This window comes from Candidatus Amarolinea dominans, from assembly GCA_016719785.1.
GTDB lineage: Bacteria > Chloroflexota > Anaerolineae > SSC4 > Amarolineaceae > Amarolinea > Amarolinea dominans.
In genome coordinates, this window is record JADJYJ010000035.1 from 72,560 (window position 1) to 95,669 (window position 23,110).

20 protein-coding genes and 2 pseudogenes are annotated in these 23,110 nt (G+C 63.3%); 8 read left to right on the plus strand and 14 right to left on the minus strand.

What is annotated here, in order from left to right; all coding sequences use genetic code 11:
• Window positions 1-58 precede the first annotated feature (58 nt).
• The 6 genes and pseudogenes from icd (at window position 59) to IPM84_27110 (ending at window position 5,482) form a co-directional block, all read left to right on the plus strand.
• Window positions 59-1,161 (plus strand): annotated as a pseudogene (gene icd, locus IPM84_27085) (NADP-dependent isocitrate dehydrogenase).
• A 295-nt stretch (window positions 1,162-1,456) separates the two neighbouring features.
• Window positions 1,457-1,849: a succinate dehydrogenase, cytochrome b556 subunit gene (sdhC, locus tag IPM84_27090; protein ID MBK9096356.1), complete on the plus strand. Its 393-nt coding sequence runs from the start codon at window positions 1,457-1,459 to the stop codon at window positions 1,847-1,849.
• Between the two features lie 11 nt (window positions 1,850-1,860).
• Entirely contained in the window at window positions 1,861-2,280 is a 420-nt protein-coding gene (locus tag IPM84_27095) for a succinate dehydrogenase (GenBank protein ID MBK9096357.1), read from the plus strand.
• Window positions 2,261-4,036 (plus strand): annotated as a pseudogene (locus IPM84_27100) (FAD-binding protein). The gene IPM84_27095 and the pseudogene IPM84_27100 overlap by 20 nt, the downstream one beginning before the upstream one ends.
• 37 nt (window positions 4,037-4,073) lie before the next feature.
• Window positions 4,074-4,772, plus strand: a complete 699-nt coding sequence (locus IPM84_27105) for a succinate dehydrogenase iron-sulfur subunit (GenBank protein MBK9096358.1) — start codon at window positions 4,074-4,076, stop codon at window positions 4,770-4,772.
• Window positions 4,773-4,900: 128 nt separating this feature from the next.
• A complete protein-coding gene (locus IPM84_27110; protein ID MBK9096359.1) occupies window positions 4,901-5,482 on the plus strand; it encodes a hypothetical protein in 582 nt (193 codons plus the stop codon).
• 346 nt (window positions 5,483-5,828) lie between these two features.
• Here the strand turns inward: IPM84_27110 and IPM84_27115 are convergent, their stop codons facing one another.
• From IPM84_27115 to IPM84_27130, 4 genes are all read right to left on the minus strand, one after another.
• The gene (locus IPM84_27115) at window positions 5,829-6,284 is read right to left on the minus strand and encodes a hypothetical protein (protein ID MBK9096360.1); all 456 of its coding nucleotides are present in this window, start codon (window positions 6,282-6,284) and stop codon (window positions 5,829-5,831) included.
• Window positions 6,281-6,499 carry a hypothetical protein gene (locus tag IPM84_27120; protein MBK9096361.1) on the minus strand — a complete coding sequence of 73 codons (219 nt, stop codon included), beginning with the start codon at window positions 6,497-6,499 and terminating at the stop codon, window positions 6,281-6,283. Before IPM84_27120 ends, IPM84_27115 begins: the two co-directional genes overlap by 4 nt.
• Window positions 6,500-6,616: 117 nt before the next feature.
• Complete coding sequence (locus IPM84_27125) at window positions 6,617-6,979, minus strand: tetratricopeptide repeat protein (protein ID MBK9096362.1); 363 nt, start codon at window positions 6,977-6,979, stop codon at window positions 6,617-6,619.
• A 235-nt stretch (window positions 6,980-7,214) separates the two neighbouring features.
• A complete protein-coding gene (locus tag IPM84_27130; protein MBK9096363.1) occupies window positions 7,215-10,133 on the minus strand; it encodes a tetratricopeptide repeat protein in 2,919 nt (972 codons plus the stop codon).
• A 131-nt stretch (window positions 10,134-10,264) separates the two neighbouring features.
• Between IPM84_27130 and IPM84_27135 the strand changes: the two genes are divergently transcribed.
• Window positions 10,265-10,648, plus strand: a complete 384-nt coding sequence (locus tag IPM84_27135) for a hypothetical protein (GenBank protein ID MBK9096364.1) — start codon at window positions 10,265-10,267, stop codon at window positions 10,646-10,648.
• Window positions 10,649-10,745: 97 nt separating this feature from the next.
• Complete coding sequence (locus IPM84_27140; GenBank protein MBK9096365.1) at window positions 10,746-11,774, plus strand: tyrosine-type recombinase/integrase; 1,029 nt, start codon at window positions 10,746-10,748, stop codon at window positions 11,772-11,774.
• A 256-nt stretch (window positions 11,775-12,030) separates the two neighbouring features.
• On the opposite strand, the gene hflX is transcribed toward IPM84_27140, so the two are convergent.
• The 10 genes from hflX to IPM84_27190 all read right to left on the minus strand — a co-directional run bounded on the left by hflX (window position 12,031) and on the right by IPM84_27190 (window position 22,921).
• The gene (gene hflX / locus IPM84_27145; protein ID MBK9096366.1) at window positions 12,031-13,347 is read right to left on the minus strand and encodes a GTPase HflX; all 1,317 of its coding nucleotides are present in this window, start codon (window positions 13,345-13,347) and stop codon (window positions 12,031-12,033) included.
• 17 nt (window positions 13,348-13,364) lie between these two features.
• Window positions 13,365-14,525, minus strand: coding sequence for an LL-diaminopimelate aminotransferase (locus IPM84_27150; GenBank protein MBK9096367.1), 1,161 nt, complete (start codon window positions 14,523-14,525; stop codon window positions 13,365-13,367).
• A 9-nt stretch (window positions 14,526-14,534) separates the two neighbouring features.
• Window positions 14,535-15,503: a M28 family peptidase gene (locus tag IPM84_27155; protein ID MBK9096368.1), complete on the minus strand. Its 969-nt coding sequence runs from the start codon at window positions 15,501-15,503 to the stop codon at window positions 14,535-14,537.
• Window positions 15,504-15,548: 45 nt separating this feature from the next.
• A complete protein-coding gene (gene der / locus IPM84_27160) occupies window positions 15,549-16,928 on the minus strand; it encodes a ribosome biogenesis GTPase Der (protein MBK9096369.1) in 1,380 nt (459 codons plus the stop codon).
• A 20-nt stretch (window positions 16,929-16,948) separates the two neighbouring features.
• Window positions 16,949-18,097 carry a hypothetical protein gene (locus tag IPM84_27165; protein ID MBK9096370.1) on the minus strand — a complete coding sequence of 383 codons (1,149 nt, stop codon included), beginning with the start codon at window positions 18,095-18,097 and terminating at the stop codon, window positions 16,949-16,951.
• Window positions 18,098-18,288: 191 nt separating this feature from the next.
• Window positions 18,289-19,170, minus strand: coding sequence for a TIGR00159 family protein (locus IPM84_27170; protein MBK9096371.1), 882 nt, complete (start codon window positions 19,168-19,170; stop codon window positions 18,289-18,291).
• Window positions 19,107-20,027: an ornithine carbamoyltransferase gene (gene argF / locus IPM84_27175; protein MBK9096372.1), complete on the minus strand. Its 921-nt coding sequence runs from the start codon at window positions 20,025-20,027 to the stop codon at window positions 19,107-19,109. The genes IPM84_27170 and argF overlap by 64 nt, the downstream gene beginning before the upstream one ends.
• A 23-nt stretch (window positions 20,028-20,050) precedes the next feature.
• Entirely contained in the window at window positions 20,051-20,884 is an 834-nt protein-coding gene (locus IPM84_27180) for a fumarylacetoacetate hydrolase family protein (protein ID MBK9096373.1), read from the minus strand.
• 180 nt (window positions 20,885-21,064) lie between these two features.
• Window positions 21,065-21,898 (minus strand): hypothetical protein, encoded by an 834-nt coding sequence (locus tag IPM84_27185; GenBank protein MBK9096374.1) that lies wholly within the window; start codon window positions 21,896-21,898, stop codon window positions 21,065-21,067.
• A gap of 123 nt (window positions 21,899-22,021) precedes the next feature.
• Window positions 22,022-22,921 (minus strand): diacylglycerol kinase family lipid kinase, encoded by a 900-nt coding sequence (locus IPM84_27190; GenBank protein MBK9096375.1) that lies wholly within the window; start codon window positions 22,919-22,921, stop codon window positions 22,022-22,024.
• Between the last annotated feature and the right edge of the window lie 189 nt (window positions 22,922-23,110).

A 23,110-nucleotide genomic window follows, 5' to 3' on the forward strand; every position in this document is an offset into this window, starting at 1 on the left:
TCCCATCCTGCTGTTCATCGAAGGCGATGGCATCGGCCCGGACATTACGCGGGCCAGCATGCGTATCTGGGATGCGGCCGTGCAGAAGGTCTACGGCGGTCAGCGCAAGGTGGCCTGGGCTGAGATTTACGCGGGCGAGAAGGCGTTCAATACCTATGGCGACTATTTCCCGCAGGAATCGCTCGCTGCGATCCGTGAGTTCTACGTCGGCATCAAAGGCCCGCTGACCACGCCGGTCGGCGGCGGCTTCCGCAGCCTCAATGTGGCCCTGCGCCTGGAACTCGATCTTTACGCCTGTGTGCGCCCGGTGCGCTGGTTCCCCCACGTGCCCAGCCCGGTGCGCCACCCCGAAAAGGTGGACGTGGTCATCTTCCGTGAGAATCCCGAAGATGTCTACGCGGGCATCGCGTACAAGGCCGGCTCGCCTGAGAACGACAAGCTGGCGCGCTTCCTGCGTGAGGAGATGGGCGCACACTTCTTCGAGGGCGCGGGCATCGGCATCAAGCCGATGAGCGCATTCGGCACCAAGCGCCTGGTGCGTAAGGCCATTCGGTACGCCATCGAATACGGCCGCAAGAGCGTCACCTTCGTACACAAAGGCAACATCCAGAAGTTCACCGAAGGCGCGTTTCGCAATTGGGGCTACGAGTTGGCCAAAGAGGAGTTCGGCGACATCACCATCACCGAGGATGAACTGTGGCAGGCGCCTACAACGGCCAGGCGCCGGCCGGCAAGATCGTCATCAAGGATCGCATCGCGGACATCATGTTCCAGATGATGCTGCTGCGGCCGGATGAGTTCGATGTCATCGCCACGCCTAATCTCAACGGCGACTATCTGTCGGACGCCGTGGCTGCGCAGGTGGGCGGCGTCGGTATCGCCCCCGGCAGCAACATTGGCGATCACATGGCCGTCTTCGAGGGCCACACGGCACCGCTTCCAAACTCCAACCTGGACAAGGTCAACCCCGGCTCGCTTCTGCTCTCCGGCGTCATGATGCTGGATTACATCGGTTGGAAAGAAGCCGGTCAGGCCATCATTGAAGCCTACGTCAAGACGGTGGAGCAGGGGATCGTCACCTACGACTTCGCTCGCCAGATGCAGGGCGCCACTGAGGTCAAGACCTCCGAGTTCGCCTCGGCCATCATCGCCAATCTGTAGTAGTGCAAAGTGCAGAGTGCAAAGTGCAAAGCCCTCCCAACGTTCTGCATTTTGTACTCTGTACTTTGCACTTTGTACTTTACTCGTTCTGCCTGTATAATCACTTATGTGTGACTTTCTGAACAAACTGCGCTGCGTCATAGCCCGCGTGGCGGTGAAGGTTTAGGATGGCACATCGTTTACTGGCCTTAGGAGTTTTCGGCATTTTGACCTGAGGCCTGAACTCAGGCCGTGGCTCGCAGCTTCGTTGTTGAAGCTGCGATGCAGTTCAACCACACTAGGAGGCTAACTCGTTATGGCGGCGCTCATTAAGTCGTTTTGGCGGGGCATCACCTACCGGGGCAGTGACGGTCACTGGGCCTGGATGATGCATCGCGTCGGCGGATTAGGTATTTTACTTTTCCTCGTTCTGCACGTATTCGACATCTACCTGATGAACCTGGGTGAAGAGACCTTCTCCAAATTCCTGTTCCTCTACAGCGGCCCCCCCTTCAAGGTCATGGAAGTCTTCCTGATCTTCGGCGTCATCTATCACGCGATCAACGGCCTGCGCATCATCATCGTTGACTTCTGGCCCTCCTCCACGAAGTATCAACGCTTGATGTACCGGATCGCACTGGTTATCGTCTTACTCATCTTCGTGCCCACGGCCATCATCACCCTGAGCACCATTTTCAACCCCGCCTAGGAGGAGCCATCATGAATGCACTGTCGCAATATCGTGTGCGCGGCCGCCGCTTCGAGGCGCTGTCCTGGTTTTTCATGCGCTTTTCTGGCCTGGTGCTGCTCTTCCTCGCCATGTTCCACCTCCTCTATATGCATCTGTACCTGCGCGTCGAGGAGATCACTTTCGATGTCATCGTGCAGCGCTGGACTGGGCCTTCCGGCTGGTTCTGGAGCCTTTACGACCTGGCGCTGCTTCTCTTCGCCATGCTCCACGGCGCCAACGGCGGGCGCTGGGTCATTGACGACTACGTGCGCCGCCCTGGCTGGAACATGGTGGTCAAGAGTGTGGTTTACCTCTTGAGCGGCCTGCTGATCCTGATGGGCGTCATGACCATTTTCGCTTCCAGGTTGCGGCCTGAGACGGAGATCAACTATGCCAACCCATCAATTTGATGTCGTCATTGTCGGCGCCAGCGGCGCCGGTTTGATGGCAGCCCTCTACGCATCCCAGGGCGCCAAGACTTGCGTGGTCAGCAAGCTCTATCCTACCCGTTCCCACACCGGCACGGCGCAGGGCGGCATCGGCGCCGCGCTCGCCAATCTGGAAGAAGACCACTGGGAATGGCACGCCTTCGACACCGTCAAGGGCAGCGACTACCTGGGCGACCAGGATGCCATTGATTTCATGTGCCAGGAGGCCGTCAATGTGGTCTACGAATTGGAGCACATGGGCCTGCCCTTCGACCGCACGGCCGATGGCCGCATTTCGCAGCGGCCAGTTCGGCGCACACCAACAATACCACCAAGAAACCGGCCGATCGCACCGGCCACATGATCCTGCAGACCCTCTACCAGCAGTGCATCAAGAACAACGTCACCTTCTTCGACGAGTTCCACGTGATTGACCTGCTCGTCACTGACGGCAAGGTCAACGGCATCGTGGCGCTGGAAATTGACACCGGCGAGTGCCACGTCTTTCAGGCCCAAGGCGGTTTGCTTTGCCACCGGCGGCACAGGCGCGTCTGGCAGATCACCAGCAACGCGCACGCGCTGACCGGCGACGGCAACGCCATCGCCCTGCACCGCGGCATCCCGCAGGAGGACATGGAATTCTTCCAGTTCCATCCCACCGGCATCTGGCGCATGGGCATCCTGATCACCGAAGCGGTGCGCGGCGAGGGCGGGGTGCTGATCAACGGCAAGGGCGAACGTTTCATGGAACGCTACGCGCCGACGGTCAAAGACCTGGCCTCACGCGATGTCGTCTCACGCCATCTACCTGGAAATCATGCAGGGCCGCGGGTGGAGGGCAAGGACTACGTCTATCTCGACGTGCGGCCGGAGACGATCAACAAGTACGCTGAGTTAGATGGTCGCAAGGGGCTGGACGGTCAGCCGATCCGGGTCACGGCCGAGCAGATCGAGAGCAAACTGCCCGACATTGCCGATTTCTGCCGCACCTACCTGGACGTGGACCCGGTGAAGCAGCCGATGCCGATTCAGCCGACCGCACACTACGCTATGGGCGGCATTCCCACCAACCTGGGCGGGGAAGTGGTGATTGACGACAAGGGGACGGTGCTGCCCGGCTTCTACGCGGCCGGCGAGTGCGCGTGTGTCTCGGTTCACGGCGCCAACCGCCTGGGCACCAACTCCCTGGTTGACATCGTGGTCTTCGGCAAGGTGGCCGGCGTGCGCATGGCGGCTTACGCCAATCAGGTTGACTTTACGCCGCTGCCGCCCAACCCGGAGGCTGAGATCAAGGCACGGCTGGAGGGGATTCGCAACGCCGCGGGCAAAAAACGTGGCCGACATCCGACGCGACATGCAACTGCTGATGATGGCGAATGTGGGCGTCTTCCGCACAGAGCAGTTGTGCCAGGAGGCGTTGGACAAGCTGGCGGAGCTGAAGCGGCGCTATCAGAACATCGCCATCATGGACAAGGGCAAGCGCTACAACACCGAGCTGCTGGAGGCGGTCGAGCTGGGCAACCTGCTCGACCTGGCGCAGGTCACGGCCGCGGCCGCGCTGGCGCGCGCCGAGAGCCGCGGCGGCCATGCGCGGGACGATCATCCCAAGCGTGACGATGCCAACTGGCTCAAGCACAGCCTGGCGCTCCTGAAGGACGATGTGGAGGGGACCGGCGTAGAATTGACTTACAAGCCGGTGACGGTGATCAAGTACCAGCCGAAGGAGCGAGTTTACTAAGCGCTGAACGCTGAATGCTGAATAAGGAATGCTGATGATGCAAGTCAATATCAAGATTCAACGCTTCAATCCTGAGCAGGACAAGAAGCCCTACTGGAAAACGTATCAGGTTGAGGCGGCGCTCAATGACCAGATCCTTGACGTGTTGCACCAAGTCAAATGGTATCAGGACGGCACCCTGACGCTGCGTCGCTCCTGTGCGCACGGCATCTGCGGCTCGGACGCGATGGTCATCAACGGCCGCAACCGCCTGGCCTGCAAGACGCTGGTCAAGCATGTCGGCGCCAACATCACCGTGGAGCCGATTCGCGGCATGAAGGTCGTCAAAGACCTGGTGGTGGATATGCGGCCCTTCTTCGCCAAGTATCGCTCCGTCCTGCCTTTCCTGATCAACGACAGCGCGCCGCCGGACACCGAGCGCCTGCAGACCATCGAAGCCCGCGCGCGCTTCGATGACACCACCAAGTGCATCCTGTGCGCGTGCTGCACCACCGCCTGTCCGAGCTTTTGGGCCAACGAGGACTACGTCGGCCCCGCGGCCATCGTGCAGGCGCACCGCTTCATCTTCGACGACCGCGATCAGGGCACGATGCAACGCCTGGAAGTGCTCAACGAGCGCGACGGCGTTTGGCGCTGCCGCACCGTCTTCAACTGCGTCGAAGCCTGCCCGCGTGATATTGACATAACAAAAGCCATTGGCGACATCAAGAAGGCGCTCCTCTACAGCAACTTCTAAGCCCCAGTCCACGCAGGTGGACTTCGCATTCGTTGCAGCGACCTCGGTCGCCCGACGGCGGTCGCCCGACGACAAACACATCCTGCCAGATAGCGCCTGGCAGGATGGTTACTTTGTGGGGGGATTCGATGACGATTTCTCTTTTTCTACCGACCGCCGGTCGTCAGGTGCCCATCAATGACCTTTCACTGGGCGCTTTCCGCTCCGCCTTCGCCGCGCTGACCGCGCCCAGCCTTGACAGCCTGATCGGCGACTACCGGGCGGAGTTCGTGGGACCGGCCTGGCTGCGCCGCTTTGCGCCTCCTGGCCTGGCCATCACCCCGCTGGCCGGCTGGCTGGGCAAGTCCTTCGACGGCCAGGGAAACGGCATCAACCTGGTGCGGCGGCGTGGGGTGGTGCAGCGCGTGCTGCCCATGCGCGCCCAATGGCTGCCCTCGGCCGTAGATGGCCGGCCCGGCGTCACGTTGACCTACGCGCCTGGCTCGCCGTTCCCCTTCGCCTACGTGGTGGACGAACTTCGCACCATCGAAGCCGACACCCTGCTCGGCCTCAGCTTCGCGACCGTGCCCGGACTCAGACATCTGTCCATGCCTTTCTTGCTGCGCCGTCAAGCAGGACTCTCGGCGTTCTTTGGCAATTCGCCGCTGGCCGGCGCCGGTCTTGATCTGACACGAGACATGAGCACACCGCGTGACGAGGGAGCCTTGTGACGCCGCTCCGCCGTCACCGGGGACGACCCGGCGCACCATTCGTAAATCAGGCTCGATTTGCCCACGCGGCGCCGCCCGTAGAGCACGGCAAACTCCGCGCCCGGTCGGGCATAGCGGGCATCGAGATAGGAGAGTTCAGGCTGGCGGTTCAGAAACATACCCACCTCCACAAACGTCGCTCAGTGAGATAGCTTTGTGAAGTGTAGCCCCGCAAGATACGCTTCACAAGAACGCGGTGCTGATTCCTGGCGGGCGGCAGAGTCTTATCACGAATCGAATTTTCACGAATTCACAAAAACCAATTCGTGAAAATTCGTGTAATTCGTGGCGAAATTCCTGGCGGTCCTCACGCCGATGCGATGATGAGCGCGAGGGCCAGTGCCAGGGTGATGGCGCCGAGGCCGAAGAAGGCGCCGGCGATCGTCAGCCAGCGCGCCTTGACCGCGAGCAGGGCATCCAACTCCTGGCGCATGAGGGTCAGGTTGTACGCATAGCGCTTGAGGCGCCGCGGCGCGGTGGTGATCGCGGCCGCGACCAGGGCCAGCACGTAGCAGACGAGCGCAGCCGCGGCCAGGCCCTTGACCCCCGCGTGGCCGGCCAGGTAAGCCGGAGGAAACTTGTCGCCAAGGGCCAGCAGCGCCACCAGCACACCCAGCAGCGCGGTGACCAGCTCGATGATGCGCTTGGCCGCACTGTCGAAGAAGTCGAGCTGCTGCTTCTCGATCTCGTCGAAGGTCGCGAGCAGCCGTTCATCGGCCGCGTCGAGCGGCTCGGAGGGCAGCAGGGGGCCGTCCGCGCTCACGTCGCGCCGCCGCAGTTGACCTGCACCTTGACCACCAGCCCGCAGCCGGGCGAGCGGCAGGGCAGGGCCAGGGTGTTCAGCCCCTTCTCCCCGCGGTAGACGACGCGATACTTGGCGCACGCGTCCTGGCGGTTGTACCAACTGATGTGCCCCTTGGAGCACTTGAACGCAAACCGATCCTCGACCGCGTCCGGGGTCGTCGTCGTTTCATCCATGGTTGCATCTCCTGTTGTTGTCTCTGCGCTTCGCCGCGCCGTAATTTACCACAGAGAACGCAGAGAACACAAAGAACACATAATTTGTTAGCTACCAAGACACTCGCGTGTTTGGCGTCACCACAAGGGCTTACCCGCACGCATCGTCGCCAGCGCGGCCTGGAACTGCTCGACCGTAGCGCCGCTGGCATCACGCGACAAACCGGTGCGCTCCAGCACCGTGATCGCCTCAACCATGCGGCGAATGCCATCCGCCGTGCGGTCGAGCTGTTGATACAGCAAGATCGCCATGTTGTTCAGCGTGATCGCTTCCCCGGCGCGGTGGCCCACCGCGCGCCTGATCGGCAGCGCTTCCTCATACAGCGCCAGCGCCCGCTGCGGCTGCCCGATGGCGTCGTACACCCCTGCCATGTTGTTCAGCGTGGTCGCTTCCCCGGCGCGGTCGCCCACCGCGCGCACTGATCGGCAGCGCCTCCGCATACAGCGCCAGCGCCCGCTGCGGCTGCCCGATGGCGTCGTACACCAACGCCATGTTGTTCAGTGTAGCCGCTTCCCCGGCGCGGTCGCCCACCGCACGCCTGATCGGCAGCGCCTCCTCGTACAGCGCCAGCGCCCGCCCCGGCTCCCCGATGGCATAGTACACCGCCGCCATGTTGTTCAGCGTGGCCGCTTCCCCGGCGCGGTCGCCCACGGCGCGCAGGATCGGCAGCGCCTCTCACAGCGCCAGCGCCAGCGCCCGCCCCGGCTCCCCGATGGCGTCGTACACCAACGCCATGTTGTTCAGCGTGGTCGCTTCCCCGGCGCGGTCGCCCACCGCGCGCCTGATCGGCAGCGCCTCCGCATACAGCGCCAGCGCCTGGTCCCGCTCCCCGATGGCATAGTACACCAACGCCATGTTGTTCAGCGTGGTCGCTTCCATGGCGCGGTCGCCCACCGCGCGCAGGATCGGCAGCGCCTCCTCATACAGCGCCAGCGCCCGGTCACGCTCCCCGATGGCATAGTACACCGCCGCCATGTTGTTCAGCGTGGCCGCTTCCCCGGCGCGGTTGCCCACCGCGCGCATGATCGGCAGCGCCTCCTCAAAAAGCGCCAGCGCCCGCGCCGGCTGTCCGATGGCAAGATACACCCCTGCCATGTTGTTCAGCGTGGTCGCTCCCCGGCTCCACCGGTCGCCCACCGCGCGCAGGATCGGCAGCGCCTCCTCAAAAAGCGCCAGCGCCCGGTCCCGCTCCCCGATGGCATAGTACACCGCCGCCATGTTGTTCAGCGCTTCCAGCTCCAGCCGCGGGTAGTGACCGCGGGCACGGTCGAGGGCTTGCGTGGTCAAGGCCAAGCCCGCTTGGTGGTCGCCCAGGCGCTGGCTGATCCAGCCCCAGTGCAGCCAGAAGTAGCCTTGCGCCTCGCCCTCGACAAACGCCATGCCGCGGCGCAAGTCATCGGCCGCCTGTTGTGCGAAGGTGACGCTGCGCTCCTCGCCGCCAATAATGCCGTCATACAGCGTGCGCGCCAGGCCAGCGGTCGCGGCGCCAAAGCGCGCCTGCAACACGCCGGCCGCGGTGGCCGCGGGCAGGTAGGCTTCCAGGTAGGCGCGCACCACCGGCAGCAGGTGATAGAACAGCACGTCGCCCTCGCGCACCGCGTAGACGCGGCGTTCGAGCAGGCCGCGCTGCCAGAGGGTGTAGAGACGGTCAAGGATGGTCTGCTGCGCCGCCGCCTGATCATCCGGCGCGAGGATAGCCGCGGCCGTCTCCGGCAGGAAGGGTGCGTGGAAGATCCACAGGTCGCTGAACAGGCCGGTCAGGTCCACATTCAGCATGCGCACGCTGGTCTCCAGGCAGGCGTAGAGGGTGGATTGGCGGTGGTCGGCGCCTTTATAGCGGTCGGCCGCGGCCAGCAGGTGCTTCTCGGTTGCCGCGGCAAAAGCGGCCAGTGGAATCTGCCCGGCGTTGAACGCGCCGCCCAGCAGGCGCAGACTGAGCGGGTGCCCGTCGACGCGGCGGCTGAGGCCCTCGGCCAGGGGCAGGTCTATCTCGTGCTGGCGCTGCGGCGCGCTCTGTGCAAAGAGGCGGCCGCCCACGGCCGGCTCCAGCCCGCCCAATTCCAGGCTCTCCTCGCCCGGCCAGCCCAGGTGACGCCGCGAGGTGACGAGCAGCCCTGCGCCGGAACCGGCCAGGCCGCCGCGCAGGAAATCGGCCAGGTCGCGGGCAGCCGCGTCATTGGCCTCCACGGCCTCCACCAGGGTCTCCGCGTTGTCGAGCACGAGCAGGGTGCGCGGCTGGCCGACGCGCACCGCCACCCGGCGCTCCAGCTCCGCGGGGTCGGGATGGTCGTCGCCGGCCACGGCGAGGAAGCGGCCGAGCTGGGCCACGAACGCGGCGCGCGTGGGCAGGTTTTCCAACGCGATGCCCCAGGCGCCGCCCGGCCAGGCAAAGCCAAAGCGTTCCACCGCCTCGCGCGCGAGCGCGGTTTTGCCCAGGCCCCCGCCGCCGTGAATCGTCAACAGCCGCGGCCGGCGGTCGCCGGTCAGCGCCGCGCCCAGGGTGCGCAGCTCGGCCGTGCGCCCCTGGAACCCACCCTCCGCGCGCGGCAGCGCACCCACGGCCAGCGGCGGCTGGTTTTCCAGCACGCGTGGGATGCCGGCGGCGGTCGCCTGACCGGGCGCGGGCGCAGCCAGGCTGGTGTAGAGCACCGGCACGCCCACCGCCCAGGAAAAGAGGCTGCTGGCGGCGACGGCCAGCCGCGCCTGGTAAACCGCCTCCTCGACAGAACTGCCCGTGGTCAGCTCGTCGTAGAGCACGCGCGAGAACGTGCGCGCATCGTCGTCGCTGACGTTGAACTGCATGCCCAGGGCGTAGGGGATGCCCTGGTTCACCAAGAGGCCGGCCAGGTTGCTGAAGATCGTCGTGCCCGGCCGGGCGCTCACGCACGCGTTGAGCGTCACCAGGAACGCGGCGCCACGCACACGGCGCACAAAATCGGCCGCCGTGACCGCATCGAGGCGGCCGTCGTCCTTCTCGAATAAGAGCCGCGCCTGCCCCTCATGCTGACCACCGTGGCCCATGAAGTGGATGATGCGGCCATGCTGGCCCGCCACCAGGCGCCGCGTCTGCTCCAGGGTGGGGGGCCGCGTGCGCTCCAGCGTCACGGCCGCGGGCGCTTCGCGCACCACCTCGGCCAGGCGCCGCCATTCGCCCTCGATGTTGAGCGGCGGCAGGTCGTCCTCCAACGGCTGCGATGGCACCGCGACGATGTGCAAATTGCCGTCGCGGGCGGGTGGGGGGAGGCGGCGATCCGCGGGCAGGCCGCGCAGCAGATGATGGTCGCACACCAGGAAGCCATCCGACCCGTAGGTCAACTCCCACGGCACGGCCTGGACGGCGTCATCGGTGGTCACCAACAGCAGGTGGCCGGGCAAGGGGAGCGCGGTCAACGCCTGGGCAGCCGGGGAGCCGGCAGGGAAGAGGGCACGGTAAACCAACTTTCCATAAGTAATTGGGTCATGCAGCGGCTGCGGCGGCCGGCCGGGAATCGTCTCGTCCGGCGCCAGCGTGCGCAGGTCGAACGCATGGGAGGATACGCCGTCGCAGGTGACGGTCACGTGGGAATCAGACGTGCGGGTTAGGGTGAGTTCCATGGGACAGAAATTCTGAATGATGAATGCTGAATGATGAATAGGAGGGGGATGATCGTTTACAGTGTAATGGGAGAGAGAAGGATTGTCAAATCAATCAGATATTGCGCCATATCTCAGTATGATTGTTTGTTTTGGCAGAACATTTGTTTTGTTTCATAATAGATGTCATCACAGATGATGCTTCGGCAGTCATTGATTTGGAGCCTGACTCAATGAGTAACATGCATGGCTATCACGGACGATTGAACCGCCTGGTTGATGACATTCTCGCCGCGAATCCAGATGAAGCGCCGACATATTATCGTTACCTGGCAGCTCTGCGAAGCGGCGGCTTCGAGGCCTGGTATGTGGACATTGTTGGATTTGTCTCCATGACAACGATCGTGCAGCACCTACGGTATGCCCGAGGTGTGGCCTGTTGGCCGTATGGCAGTCGCTATTTGACGATCTTGTATCGGGAGAACCAGACACGTTGGCCAGCAATGGACTGGTCTGTAGGTGACGAAAGCGCTTGACATCTCGATTCATCCCGGCTATACTATACGTTGTAAAACTTACATTTTACAACGTATAGTATAGCCGGAGTGAAGAAGGGAAAATGAGGTGACAATAATGGCAGACACGGCCAGCGGCGCAACCATTGCTACAACCATTGAGCGCTTTCTGAATGATGCGATGGTAAGTACGCGCGGCACGCGTAAGACGTATCGCACGGCGCTCAACGCCCTCATGGAGTACGTGCAGGACAAACATGAACTTGATCCTGCACAAGCCCTGGTAACTGACCTGACCGTTGAACGACTCCTTGCGTGGGCAACGTGGCTTATTGACAGACGCGCCCTCCAGCGGCGCACAATGCAAACCTATCTCGCCGCGCTCACTTCTTACGTCAAGTTTCTGCATGTCAACAATCTGATTGACTTGCCAAGCAACCAGGCTGTCCGCCTCACGGAGGGACAGCGTCAAATACGCCGGGCCCAGCGGCCGCCACAAAGCGTACCCCACCCCCCCACCGCGGAGCAAATCGAAAAAATCCTCAAAGCTGTTCGTGAACGCGTCATCGAACCTGGCAACGAGCGCCTGGAACTGGCACGCCTGCGCAACATCGCCATCGTGGAAACACTGCGTTCAACCGGCTTGCGCGTCGCAGAACTGTGCAATTTGCGTCGCAAGCAGTTACGTCAAGACAAATCTGCCTGGGTCATCGGTAAAGGCGGCAAGGAACGAGAGGTGTTTTTTGACAACACGGCATGGCGCGCGATCCAGACTTATGTCGAAGCTCGGCGCATGTTGGACGGCGCCAGCGGTCGTCCTCAGGGCGAATTGCCGGTGTTCGCTCGTCACGATAAGCGTGCCAGCAACAAAGTATTGAAGATCACAACCACGTCGGTCGAGCGGTTGTTCGTTGAGATCATGACCGCTGCAGGCCTGAACGACGCTGGGATTACGCCACACTCTCTACGCCACTATTTTGCCACCAAGGTCTATCAGGCCACGCACGATCTGGGTGTGACACAAACCATCTTGGGCCATAGCTCACCCGTCACCACTCGAATCTATGCCAAGTTGGAAGATGGGGCTTTACGCGCTGCGCACGAGGCTGCGTTTGGGCGAAGCATTCGCATCGAATCGCAGGAATAGTCAGAATACGTCAACTGGCCCCAATCTCAGGATACGCAGCAACTCATCAGTTGGAACAAATTCAACAAGCACTTCATTGCACCATCCCTGGGCCAGGTAGTCTGTACACCAGGGCCGCAGGGCCGCTGAATGAGGAGCGTTGAATGGAGACCAGAGATCTGAGACCGTCAGAAACGGAATATGCAGCGCACTCTGCTCTCTTCCTCATTCAGCATTCAGCCTTCCTCATTCAGCATTCAGCATTCAGCCTTGCCACCTAGCGCCGATAGCGCGCAAACAGCGGCGCGACTCGCTCCGGCAGCCGCCCCACCAGCGTGGTGCCGGTCGCGTCGTGCTTTTCCTCTTCGATCAGCCCGCGTTGGTGAAACAGCGCGACCAGCTCTCCCTCGCGGTACGGGATGTGAACCTTGATCGCGGTGAACGACTCGGTCAGGAGTTCTTCGATGACCACGATCAGCTTCTCAAGCCCCTCCCCCGTCAGCGCCGACACCGGAATGCCGTCTGGAAAGCGCGCGCGCAACTCATGCGTGCGCGCCGATTCGTCTGGCAGCAGGCGGTCTATCTTGTTCAGCGCGGTGACAATCGGCTTGTCGGTCGCGCCGATCTCCGCCAGCACTTCCCCCACTGTCTCGGCCTGCTCCAACGCATTCGGATGAGTTATGTCTACTACGTGTAGCAAGAGGTCGGCTTCGCTGACCTCTTCCAGCGTCGCCCGAAAAGCAGCCACCAGGTCGGTCGGCAGCTTCTGGATGAAACCGACCGTGTCGGTCAGCAAGACCTCGCGACCGCCCGGCAGCACCAGCCGTCGCGTGGTGGGGTCGAGCGTGGCAAACAGTTGGTCGGCCGCGTAGACCGCCGCGCCGGTCAGCGCGTTGAGCAGCGTGGATTTGCCGGCATTCGTATAGCCAACCAGGGACACCACCGGAATCGCGGCCTGACGTCGGCGCTGGCGATACTGTTGGCGGTGTTTGCGCACCTCTTCCAGTTCGTGCTTCAGGTGCGTGATGCGCCGGACAATCTCGCGCTTATCCACCTCCAACTGGGTTTCGCCCGGGCCGCGCAGACCCACGCCGGCGTTGCCCCCGCGGCCGCCGCCCCCACCCGCCTGTCGCGCCAGGTGCGTCCACTGTCGGGTCAGGCGCGGCTTGCGATATTCGTACTGCGCCAGCTCCACTTGCAGCGCGCCCTCGCGCGTGCTGGCGTGCTGGGCAAAGATGTCCAGAATCAGCGCGGTGCGGTCGAGCAGTTTGATCTCCAGGCCGAGCAGTTTTTCAAGCACACGCTGCTGGCGCGGCGACAGCTCTTCGTCGAAGATCACGATGTTGGCCCCGCTGGCTGCACACAGGGCGATCAACTCCTCCACCTTGCCTTTGCCGATGAGCGTGGCCGGGTTGATCTCATGCAGCGTTTGGGTCAACGTCGCGACCACCTCCACATCCACGGTGCGCGCCAACTGCGCCAACTCGGCCATCGAGTCCTCAAGCGTCCAGGGCGTGTCCTGATTCGGTAGTTCGACACCAACCAGCAACGCCACATCACGGGGTTTATCGGTTTCAATCAAATGCGTAGAAATAGTAGTTCTCCTATTCGTTACCAGCGAAATGCGCCCACGCGGCGCATCGCTTCCTGAATGCGTTCGGTATCGAGTCCCAGGGAAGCACGCACAAAGCCCTCGCCGTGCGCGCCGAAGGCCGAGCCAGGCGTCAGACTGACGCCCGTTCCCTCCAACAGCAGGGTGGCAAAGGCGGCCGCGCTGAAGCCGGGCGGCACGGCTGCCCAGACGTAAAGGCCGGCTTGGGGCGCTTCCGCCTGAATCCCGGCCGCGGCCAGTCCTGCCAGCACCAGGTCGCGCCGCGCTTGGTAGATGGCGTTGCGCGCCTGCAGCCAGGACTGATCGCCCGTCAGCGCCGTGATAGCTGCTTCCTGAATGGCGGTGAAGATGCCCGAATCAGCATTGCTTTTGACCAGGGTCAGCGCCTTGATGGCCGTCGGGTTGCCCAGCGCCATGCCCACGCGCCAACCGGCCATGTTGTGCGACTTGCTCAAGGAGTTGAACTCCACCGCCACCTCCCTGGCGCCCGGCACGGACAGCAGGCTGGGCGCCCGATAGTCGTCGAAGGTCACGTCACAGTATGGGGCATCATGGCAGAGCAGAATCTCATGGCGGCGGGCAAAATGGACCGCCCGCTCGAAGAAGGCCAGGTCGGCCGTGGCGCCGGTCGGATTGTTCGGGTAGTTCAGCCACAGCAGCCGCGCGCGCTGCGCCACCGCGGCCGGGATGGCGTCCAGGTCAGGCAGGTAGCCGTTTTCCGCGGCCAATGGCAGGGTATAGACCTCTCCGCCCGCGATGAACGCGGCCATCTGGTAGACCGGGTAGGCGGGGTCCGGCACGAGCGCCAGGTCGCCCGGATCGAGCCAGGCGACGGTCAGGTTGACGATACCCTCTTTGGAGCCAATCAGCGGCAGGACTTCCTGGTCAGGGTGCAGACTGACGCCGTAGCGACGTTCGTAATAGGCGGCGATGGCGCGGCGCAGGGCGGGCGTGCCGGTGTAGCTGGGATAGCCGTGCAGATCGGGCCGGCGGCTGGCCGCGGCCAGCGCCTCGATGATGAAATCGGCCGGTGGCAAATCCGGGCTGCCGATGTCCAGGCGAATGATGTCCAGGCCCTGGGCTTCCAGGGCACGGACGCGCGCGGCCAGGGCGGCAAAGACATAGGGGGGAATGCGATCAAGGCGATGTGCGGGGCGCAGAGTCATGCGTTACCTCGTCTCTTCGAGCCAAACCTCCAGCACGCGCCCCACTCGTTCCAGGCTGTCCCCGCTGAGTTTGTCGGTCGTATCCTGGGTCGTGTGCCAGTAGGGGTAATCGAAATCAATGATGTCCACGGCCGGAATTCCTGCTTCCTTGAAGGGGATATGGTCATCCACCATGGTCCACTTGGGCTCGGGGATGAATACCGTCTCGAAACCGAGCCTGGCCGCGATTTGCCAGAGCTGCTGCTGGTACTTCTCGTCTGAGTTGCGCTCCAGGTAGATCTGCTGATCGGCGTCGCCAATCATGTCCACAACAATCACCACCTCGGGCTTCGTCGGCATCGGCAGATTCTGCGCCATGAAGCGCGAGCCGGCGATGAACTCCCAGCCGTTGATGCGGCCGTTGTCCTCTGCGTCGAAGAAGGCCAGCCAGATGTCATCCCCGATGGCCGCCGCGTCCAGGCTGCGCGCCAGCTCCAGGAGAACCGCCACGCCGCTGGCGCCGTCGTTGGCGCCCGGCACCGGTTCATCACGCCGGCTGACATCCGGGTCGTTGTCCGCGTACAGCCGTGTGTCGTAATGCGCGCCCAGCAGCACGACCGGGCGCCTGGCGCTGCTCCGCGTTGGCCCTGGCGTCGGCCCGGCCGCTGATACAGCGGCACGGTGGGCCAGGATATTGCGCGCCGGGGTGTCGCGATAAGTGAAGTCCTGAATGGTCGTCTGCCAGCCGAGCGCTTGCAAGGTCTGGGTGATGGCGTCGCCCAGGCGCAGGTTGGCCTCGCTGCCGGTGGGGCGCGGGCCGAAAGCCATTTGGGCATCAACCTGCTCCAGCGCCAGCGCGCCGTCGAAGGTCAGGCGGGGAATCGGCGTCGGCGTCGGTTTGGGAATGGCCTCATAACCAATGTAGCCAAAGAAGGTCAACGCGGCCACCAACGCGACGAGCAGGGTTATTTCAATAAAGCGAATACGCGACATGAATCCTCAACTGAGGGGGGATAAAAATCCGAAATCCGAAAATCATCACACCTCTGCATCGTCGGCGCCGACTTTGCCGCGGAACACCAGCTTGATGGGCGTGCCCTCGAAGGGGTATTGCGCGCGAATCTGGTTCTCCAGGTAGCGTTCATACGAAAAGTGCAACAGCTCCGGGTCGTTGACGAAGATCACAAAGGTGGGGGGGTTGATACTGGCCTGGGTGGCAAAGTAGAAACGCAAACGCCGCCCGCCCTTGAAACGCGGCTGGTTTGCGTCCACCGCGCTGCGCAGCAGACGGTTCAACTCACCGGTGGTGATGCGCAGCCGCCGCGCTTGCACCACGCGCAGTGCGGTGGGCAGAACCGTGTTGACGCGCTGGTGCGTCTTGGCGCTGATGAAGATCACCGGGACATAGTCCATGAAACGCAACTCGCCGCGCATCTGGTCGCGGTACTCGTTCATGGTATGCTCATCTTTCTCGATGGCATCCCATTTGTTGACGATGACGACCGCGCTCTTGTGCTCCTCCAGGATGAAACCGGCGACGTGGGTGTCCTGGGCCGTGACCTTCTCCACGGCATCCACCAACAGCAGCACCACATCGGCCCGTTCGATGGCCTTGAGCGCGCGCAGGACGCTGTACTTTTCGATGCCCACCTCGACCTTGCCGCGGCGGCGGATGCCGGCGGTGTCAATCAGGGTGATAGTCTGCCCTTCATAGGTCAGCGCGGTGTCAATGGCATCGCGCGTGCTGCCGGGCAGCTCGCTGACGATGGCACGATCATGGCCTAACAGCGCATTGAGGAGCGAGGACTTGCCGACGTTGGGCCGGCCCACGATACCGATCCGGATCGAATCGTCGGTCACTTCTTCGACCGCGGGCGGCAGAAGCTCGACAATGGCATCGAGCAAGTCGCCGGTGCCGGTGCCGTGGATGGCCGACACTGCCAGCGGCTCGCCCAGCCCCAGTTCCCAGAACTCCACCGCGGCCTGGCGCCGCTCTGCGTTGTCGGCCTTGTTGGCGCACAGCACTACCTTGTCGGCCACGCGGCGCAGGATCTCGGCTACGTCACGATCGCCGGCGGTGATGCCTTCTTCGCTGTCCACCACGAAGACGACCACGTTGGCCTCCTGGATGGCGATGAGAGCCTGCTCACGAATCTCGCGCACATAGCCTGACGAAGCCGTCGCGAGGGCAGCCGGCTGTTCCGGTGACGGGCGCGCGGGCTGGGTGAGTGCTTCCAGGCCGCCGGTGTCCACCAACGTAAAGGGAACGCTGGTCCATTGCGCTTCGGCATAGATGCGGTCGCGCGTGGTGCCCGGCAAATCCTCGACGATCGCCAGGCGTTGCCCCACCAGGCGGTTGAACAGGGTAGATTTGCCTACATTAGGTCGCCCGACTAAGGCGACAATTGGTTTTGTCATAGCTTCTCTCTATTATTCTCTCAGCGCCTCGGCGGCACCACCGGGGTGGATAGCGGCCTGGGCGTGACCGTGATGGTGACTGTCACTGTGACTGTGACCGTCACCGTGGGCGATGGTATGAGTCGCACTTCCACCGGCACCGTGCGCGGCACGACGCTCTCCGCGCGCAGCCCCTCCGGCACAATGACTTCTGGTTCCAGACTGTGCAGTCCCGGCTCCAGACCGACCAGGTTGAGCACGACCCGCACATCCCCCGGCGTCAACGCGTTGAGGCGCGGCACCGGGCCGGCCAGCACGATCTCTACAATTTTCAGATTGGTCGTCGCGGTCAGGCCCTCGCCCAATCCCAGGAAGACCGGCGAGCGACTGACCGTGATGCTGTCCTCCAGCGGGGTGATGTGAATGCGCACCAGGACGCTCTGCGTGTCGCCGACGACCGAGACATTTTCAGGCAATTCCAGGGCCACGCGCTCGCTCACATCACCCACTGCGCCCTCGATGGGCACCTCGGCCGTTCCCACATAGCCAGGCAGGGTATCAATGGTCGCGGGGCTGCCATAGACGACTACCTCTGACGGTTCCACATCAATGCTCGTATAGCGATAACCGGGCGCGGGCTGACCGGTGCGCTTGGGCACCACGGGTAATACGCGATAGCCAGGGCGCTGTTCGACGGTCGCCGAAACGACCACCGTCGGCGGCTCCACCGTCAGACCGTTGCTGATCTCCCCGCCTTGTAGATCCAGCAGAATGACCGGGCGACGCACGGCCACCGGCGCGGTGACGTTGGCGAGGGAAACCTGCGCGACGGCCGAGGCCACCTGCTCTACCAATTGCTGCGCGCCGCCCACCGTCACTGTCATCGGCGTTATCACCAGCGGCGACGGCATGTGGTAACTGAACGACGGCTGCGCGGTGATATTGACCAGCACCTGCATCTCGAGTTCGATGAAAGGCTCCAGCACCACCGACACATCTTCGGGCTGGCGGCTGACAATCGTCACACGGGGGTCACTGCTCGTAACCAGCAGGGGGATGTTGTATGAGCCGGCCGCGAGGCCGCGCAGGTCCAGCTGCGCCGCGAAATTAGAAGCCGCCAGGGTGGTCCAACTCGACTGCGGCGCACGGATGCGAATCTGCACACGCTCCAACAGGCCGCCAAACGGCACGACGCCCTGGTCCGGGCCAATGCGGGTGATGGGAATCGTGCGGTCATAGACATTCTCTACCAGGGGGTCCTTGCTGCTGCACCGCGACGACCCATACGATCAGGGCCAGGATGAGCGCCAGCAGGATGGAGCCTATGTTGTTGAAGAACCCGGAGACTCTGTTCATCGTTTTTATCGCGTTTTCGTCGTTCTCAGCGCTCATTTTGCGGCTGCAGCCGCGGTTCGTAGAAACCCTGCAGGATCTTCCGCAGCCGTTTTTCGTCCAGCCGGCGCACGATGCGGCCATGGCGCGAGACCGAGATGATGCCTGTTTCTTCCGAAACGACGATGGAGAGGGCATCGTTTTGCTCGGTGATGCCGACCGCGGCCCGGTGCCGTGTTCCCATCTGCGTGTCTGCAAACTGCCGCTGTGTCAGCGGCAAGACGCAGCCAGCGGCCAGGATACGGTCGCTGCGCACGATGACTGCGCCATCGTGGAGGGCCGTGTTAGGAAAAAAGATCGTCAGTAACAATTCATGCGAAACGGTTGAATCGAGCCGCGTGCCGGTTTCGATGTACTCCTCCAGGCCGGTCGTGCCTTCCAGGATGATGATCGCGCCATGCTTCCGCTGGGAGAGCGTGTCCACGGTGCGAATCAACTCACTGACCAGGAATTCGGTCGCGGCCTGCGATGCGCGCCGGCCGAAGAGCGGCGTTGTGCGGCCTAGCTTTTCCAGCGCGCGGCGCAGCTCTGGCTGAAAGATGACCGGGATCGCCACTAACACGACATTCAGCGAATTGCTGACCAGCCAGCGAAAGGCGGTCAGTTCCACCATGTTGGTGACAAGCACTACTCCGAAAGTCAAGACCAGGATGCCGCGCAACAGTTGCACGGCCGCGGTGCCCCGGAACAGGCGCAGTAACGCGTAGAAGACCGCCGCCACGAGTAGTATGTCGACGGCGCTCTGGAACGTGAAGCGACTTAAAATTCCGGTGATCGCGCTCAAGACGAACGAACTCCCTGGATGAGTCAGGCCAACAAGAGGGCCAGGATGGCCTTCTGGCAGTGCATCCGATTCCCGGCTTGGTCCCATAACACCGAGTGTGGACCATCCGCGACGTCATCGGTGATTTCCTCGCCACGATGCGCGGGCAGACAGTGCATCACGAGTACGTCGGCGTTGCCGCTGGCCTTGAGGAGCGCGTCATTGACCTGGTAGGGGGGGAAGACCAGGCGCCGCTGGCCGGCCTCAGCCTCCTGGCCCATGCTGGCCCAGGTATCGGTGTAGATGATGTCGGCGCCGGCCACGGCCGCGAACGGGTCAGCGGTCAGGGTGAGGCTGCCCCCCTGCCGGAGCGCCTCGGCCGCGGCGGCCTGCCCCACGGCGGCGGCAATCTGAAAGCCGGGCGGCGCGGCTATGGTGATGTGCATGCCTGTGCGCGCGCCGGCCTGCGCCAGTGAGACAGCGACGTTGTTGCCGTCACCGACGTACGCCAGCTTCAGCCCGGCCAGACGCCCGTGCTTCTCATAGATGGTGAACAGGTCGCTGAGGGCCTGGCACGGATGACTGAAATCAGACAGGCCGTTGATGACGGGTATGCCGGCGACTTGAGCCAACTGCAGGATGTGCTGATGATCGAAGACACGGGCCATGATGGCATCCACATAGCGGGCCAGCACCCGCGCGACGTCTGGCACACTCTCACGTGCGCCCAGGGAGATCTCGTTGGGCGCGAGGTAAATGGCGTGACCGCCCAGGTGCTGCATGGCCATTTCGAATGAAACACGCGTGCGCAGCGAAGGCTTCTGAAAGATCATGCCCAATGCCTTGCCGGCCAGGATGGGGGCATTACCGGCCTGACGCCACTCTGCTTTCAGGGCTGCGGCTGTGTGCAGAATCTGCCATACCTCGGCGGGTGACAGGTCGCTGATATCCAATAGGTGACGCATGTGAAAAACTCTCCTCGAAAATCCTAGATGACCGCATTGCGCAGCTCGCCGATGCCGCTGATACGCACGACGACCTCATCGCCGGCGTGCAGCGGGCCTACCCCGGCTGGTGTACCTGTCATGATGACATCGCCCGGCTCCAGGGTCATGGCCTGGGTGACGTAAGCGATCAACTGTGCGACCGGGAAGATCAGGTCTGCGGTGGAGCCGCGCTGGCGTTCGGCGCCGTTGACCAGGCAGGTGACCTCGACCTGGGTTGGATCGAGGTCGGTTTCGATCCACGGGCCAAGCGGGCAGAAGGTGTCGAAGCCTTTGGCGCGCGCCCACTGGCCGTCCTGGCGCTGCAAATCGCGCGCGGTCACGTCGTTGCCGCAGGTGTAGCCCAGGACCATCGCCAGCGCCTGCGCGGCGGGCACATGGCGGCAACGACGGCCAATGACCACCACCAGCTCGGCCTCATGCTCGACCTGCGCGGATAGCGGCGTCAGCTCGATGGCGGCGCCGGGCGCGAGCAGTGCGCTGGGCGGCTTGAGGAAGATGAGCGGCTGGGAGGGCACCGGCGCTTGATGCTCGGCCGCGTGGGCGGCGTAGTTGCGGCCAATGCACACGATCTTGCTGGGTTCGCAGGGCGCGAGCAGCCGCACCTGGGCCAATGGCACAGGCGCGCCCATTGTTTCCCACGCGCCATGAAACGGAGACGAAGCCAGCCTCAGAATGTGCTCGTCCTGTTGCAGCACACCATGCGCCACACATGGCGCAGAGCCGATGACATCCTCTGCGCCATAATGGCGCACTGCGCCATAATGGCGCACTGCGCCACGCAATGGCGCCTGATATGCATAGCGTACAATTCGCATGGGTTATCCTTGCGCCATAATGGCGCAGTCCATTCGTAACTGCTCAGCCAGGCAGTGAGAATGGTCTCGGTAGCGCCCGGAGTGCCCCCCTGCCCCCCAATCCTGGGGGAGCCGAATGCTTTCCCCCCAAATTGGAGGGCAGGGGGGCCGCCTGAGCAGTTACGTTCATTCAACATTTTTCTACGCGCCAGCTGCCACCAGCAGGGTAGCGAGCAGCCACGGGTACACCTGCGCCCAGTGTGCGGCCGAGATGGTGGCCGGTTGCCCCAATCCGTACCAGTATGGAATCAGACCCAAGAAACCGGTCAGGCCGGCCGCGACCGGCGCCGGTTGCAGGATGAGCGTAACGACCACCACTATCGTCCCGAGCGGCGTCAGCCACACCAGGGGCGCTTGTTGTTGACAGCGCAGCAGGCCCCACACCAACAGCGTGAATCCCGCGATCAAACCCAGCGTCGTGACCGTCGCCGGACCCACCAGCGCCTGCCCCAGCAGCCAGGGCAGCGTCACGCTGAGCAAGGCCAGCAGGCTGGCCGGCGCCCGGCGCGTGCGGCGAATCCAAACCAGGCCCAGCAGGCTCACCAGGATGACAGCCAGGGTCAGGCCGACGGCGGTGCGACCGAGGGGGAAGGCCACGAGAACCGACAAGAGTAACGCCAGGGGCCAGCCCTGCAGGGCATAGCCTGGTTGCGCTTCGTCTGCCAGCCAACGCCACAAGCGCGCGGCCGGCGCGTCCGTCAGCGCGTACGGCAAGCGGGCAGGTCGCTTGCGCGCGGCCGGCGCGATACTGACTGCGGCCGGGTCATAGCGCAACACCTGCCAGAAGATGCCCCAGATCGCGTCGGCCAGCACGACTGCGCTGAGCAGTTGCAGCAGAAAGGCCGCGTTCCAGGCGGCCGGCCGCGCATGCCACGCGGCCGCCGCGACTACCCAAGCCGGCCCGATGCGCCAGAGACTGGAGCTGATCCCGCCCCGTACGGAGATCAACGGCACAGCGAGCGGGGACAGACGCACGCGATCCCCGACAGGTGACCAGGAAGCAGGAGGGGGGGAGGCTGGCGTGTCACGATTGAGCTGAGTCGTCGTTGAGAATTCCATTGGGGAAGATTATACCACAGCGTATGCCGGATGCCCGTATCAGACAATCATCTCCAGGCGGGCAGGTTGAATGGAAATGTCCAGGCGTTTGGCGTCGGTGTAGATTATCTCGCCGTCGGCATGCACCGGCAGGGGGTAGTCTGACTCCACCGTGATGTGAGTCGAACGGGTTAAAAAGATGGCGGGGTCATTCTTGTGCGTGCCGCGCATCACCTTGGGCAGCAGTTGCAAAATTTGCAGGCGCGGCAGGGCATTGGCCACGCCCAGATCGAGCAGGCCATCGTCCTGAACGGCGTCCGGTGTCACAAAGAAGCCGCCGCCGGTGCGTCGGCCATTGCCGATGGAGACCATGAGCAGAGAGCGCTGCAGTTCGCCGTCGTCCCAGGTGATGCGCATGGTGGGTGATGGGTAGTGTGACAGTGCCCGAAACACGGCGATCAGATAGAGCAGGGTGCCACGCAGGAGCTTGATCTTGCGGCTTTCGATGGTGACCTGCGCCTCGAAGCCGGCGCCCACGTTGTTGTCAAAATAGCGGCCATTGACCACGCCCAGGTCAATGCGGCGCGTGCGCCCGCGCTTGATCGCCTCACAGGCCGCCCGCAGCTGGATGGGAACGCCGGCAATCTCGGCCATGTCGTTGGCCGAGCCAATCGGCAGCACGCCCAGGATGCCAGCCGTGGGCTTGCCCAGGGCATCAGCCGCTAAGGCCAAGCCGTTGACCACTTCACTGACCGTGCCGTCGCCGCCGGCAGCCACCACCACCGGAAAACCATCCAGGCTGGCCTGGCGCGCCATCTCAATGCCTGTCCCCGGCTTGGTTGTGAGCTCCAGCTCAAACGGAATGTCCAGGGCCGTCAGCGTTTCCTCGATGACTGGGCGCAAACGTGAGGCCAGCCAACGGCCTGCATAGGGGTTGAGAATCACCTTGATCTTATCCATCGCTCCTCCTTCTCACTTCTTACTTCTCACTTCTTACTTCTCACTTCTTCTTCTCAGTCACTGCTCATCTTGCCTGCCAGCCCCAACAGGATGGCTGCGCAACGAATGAAACCCGTAGTCGGCACAAAAGCTACGTTTGACAAATCGGCAATTACGGGCGTACAATAACAATCAGAGCCCCGGATGCGC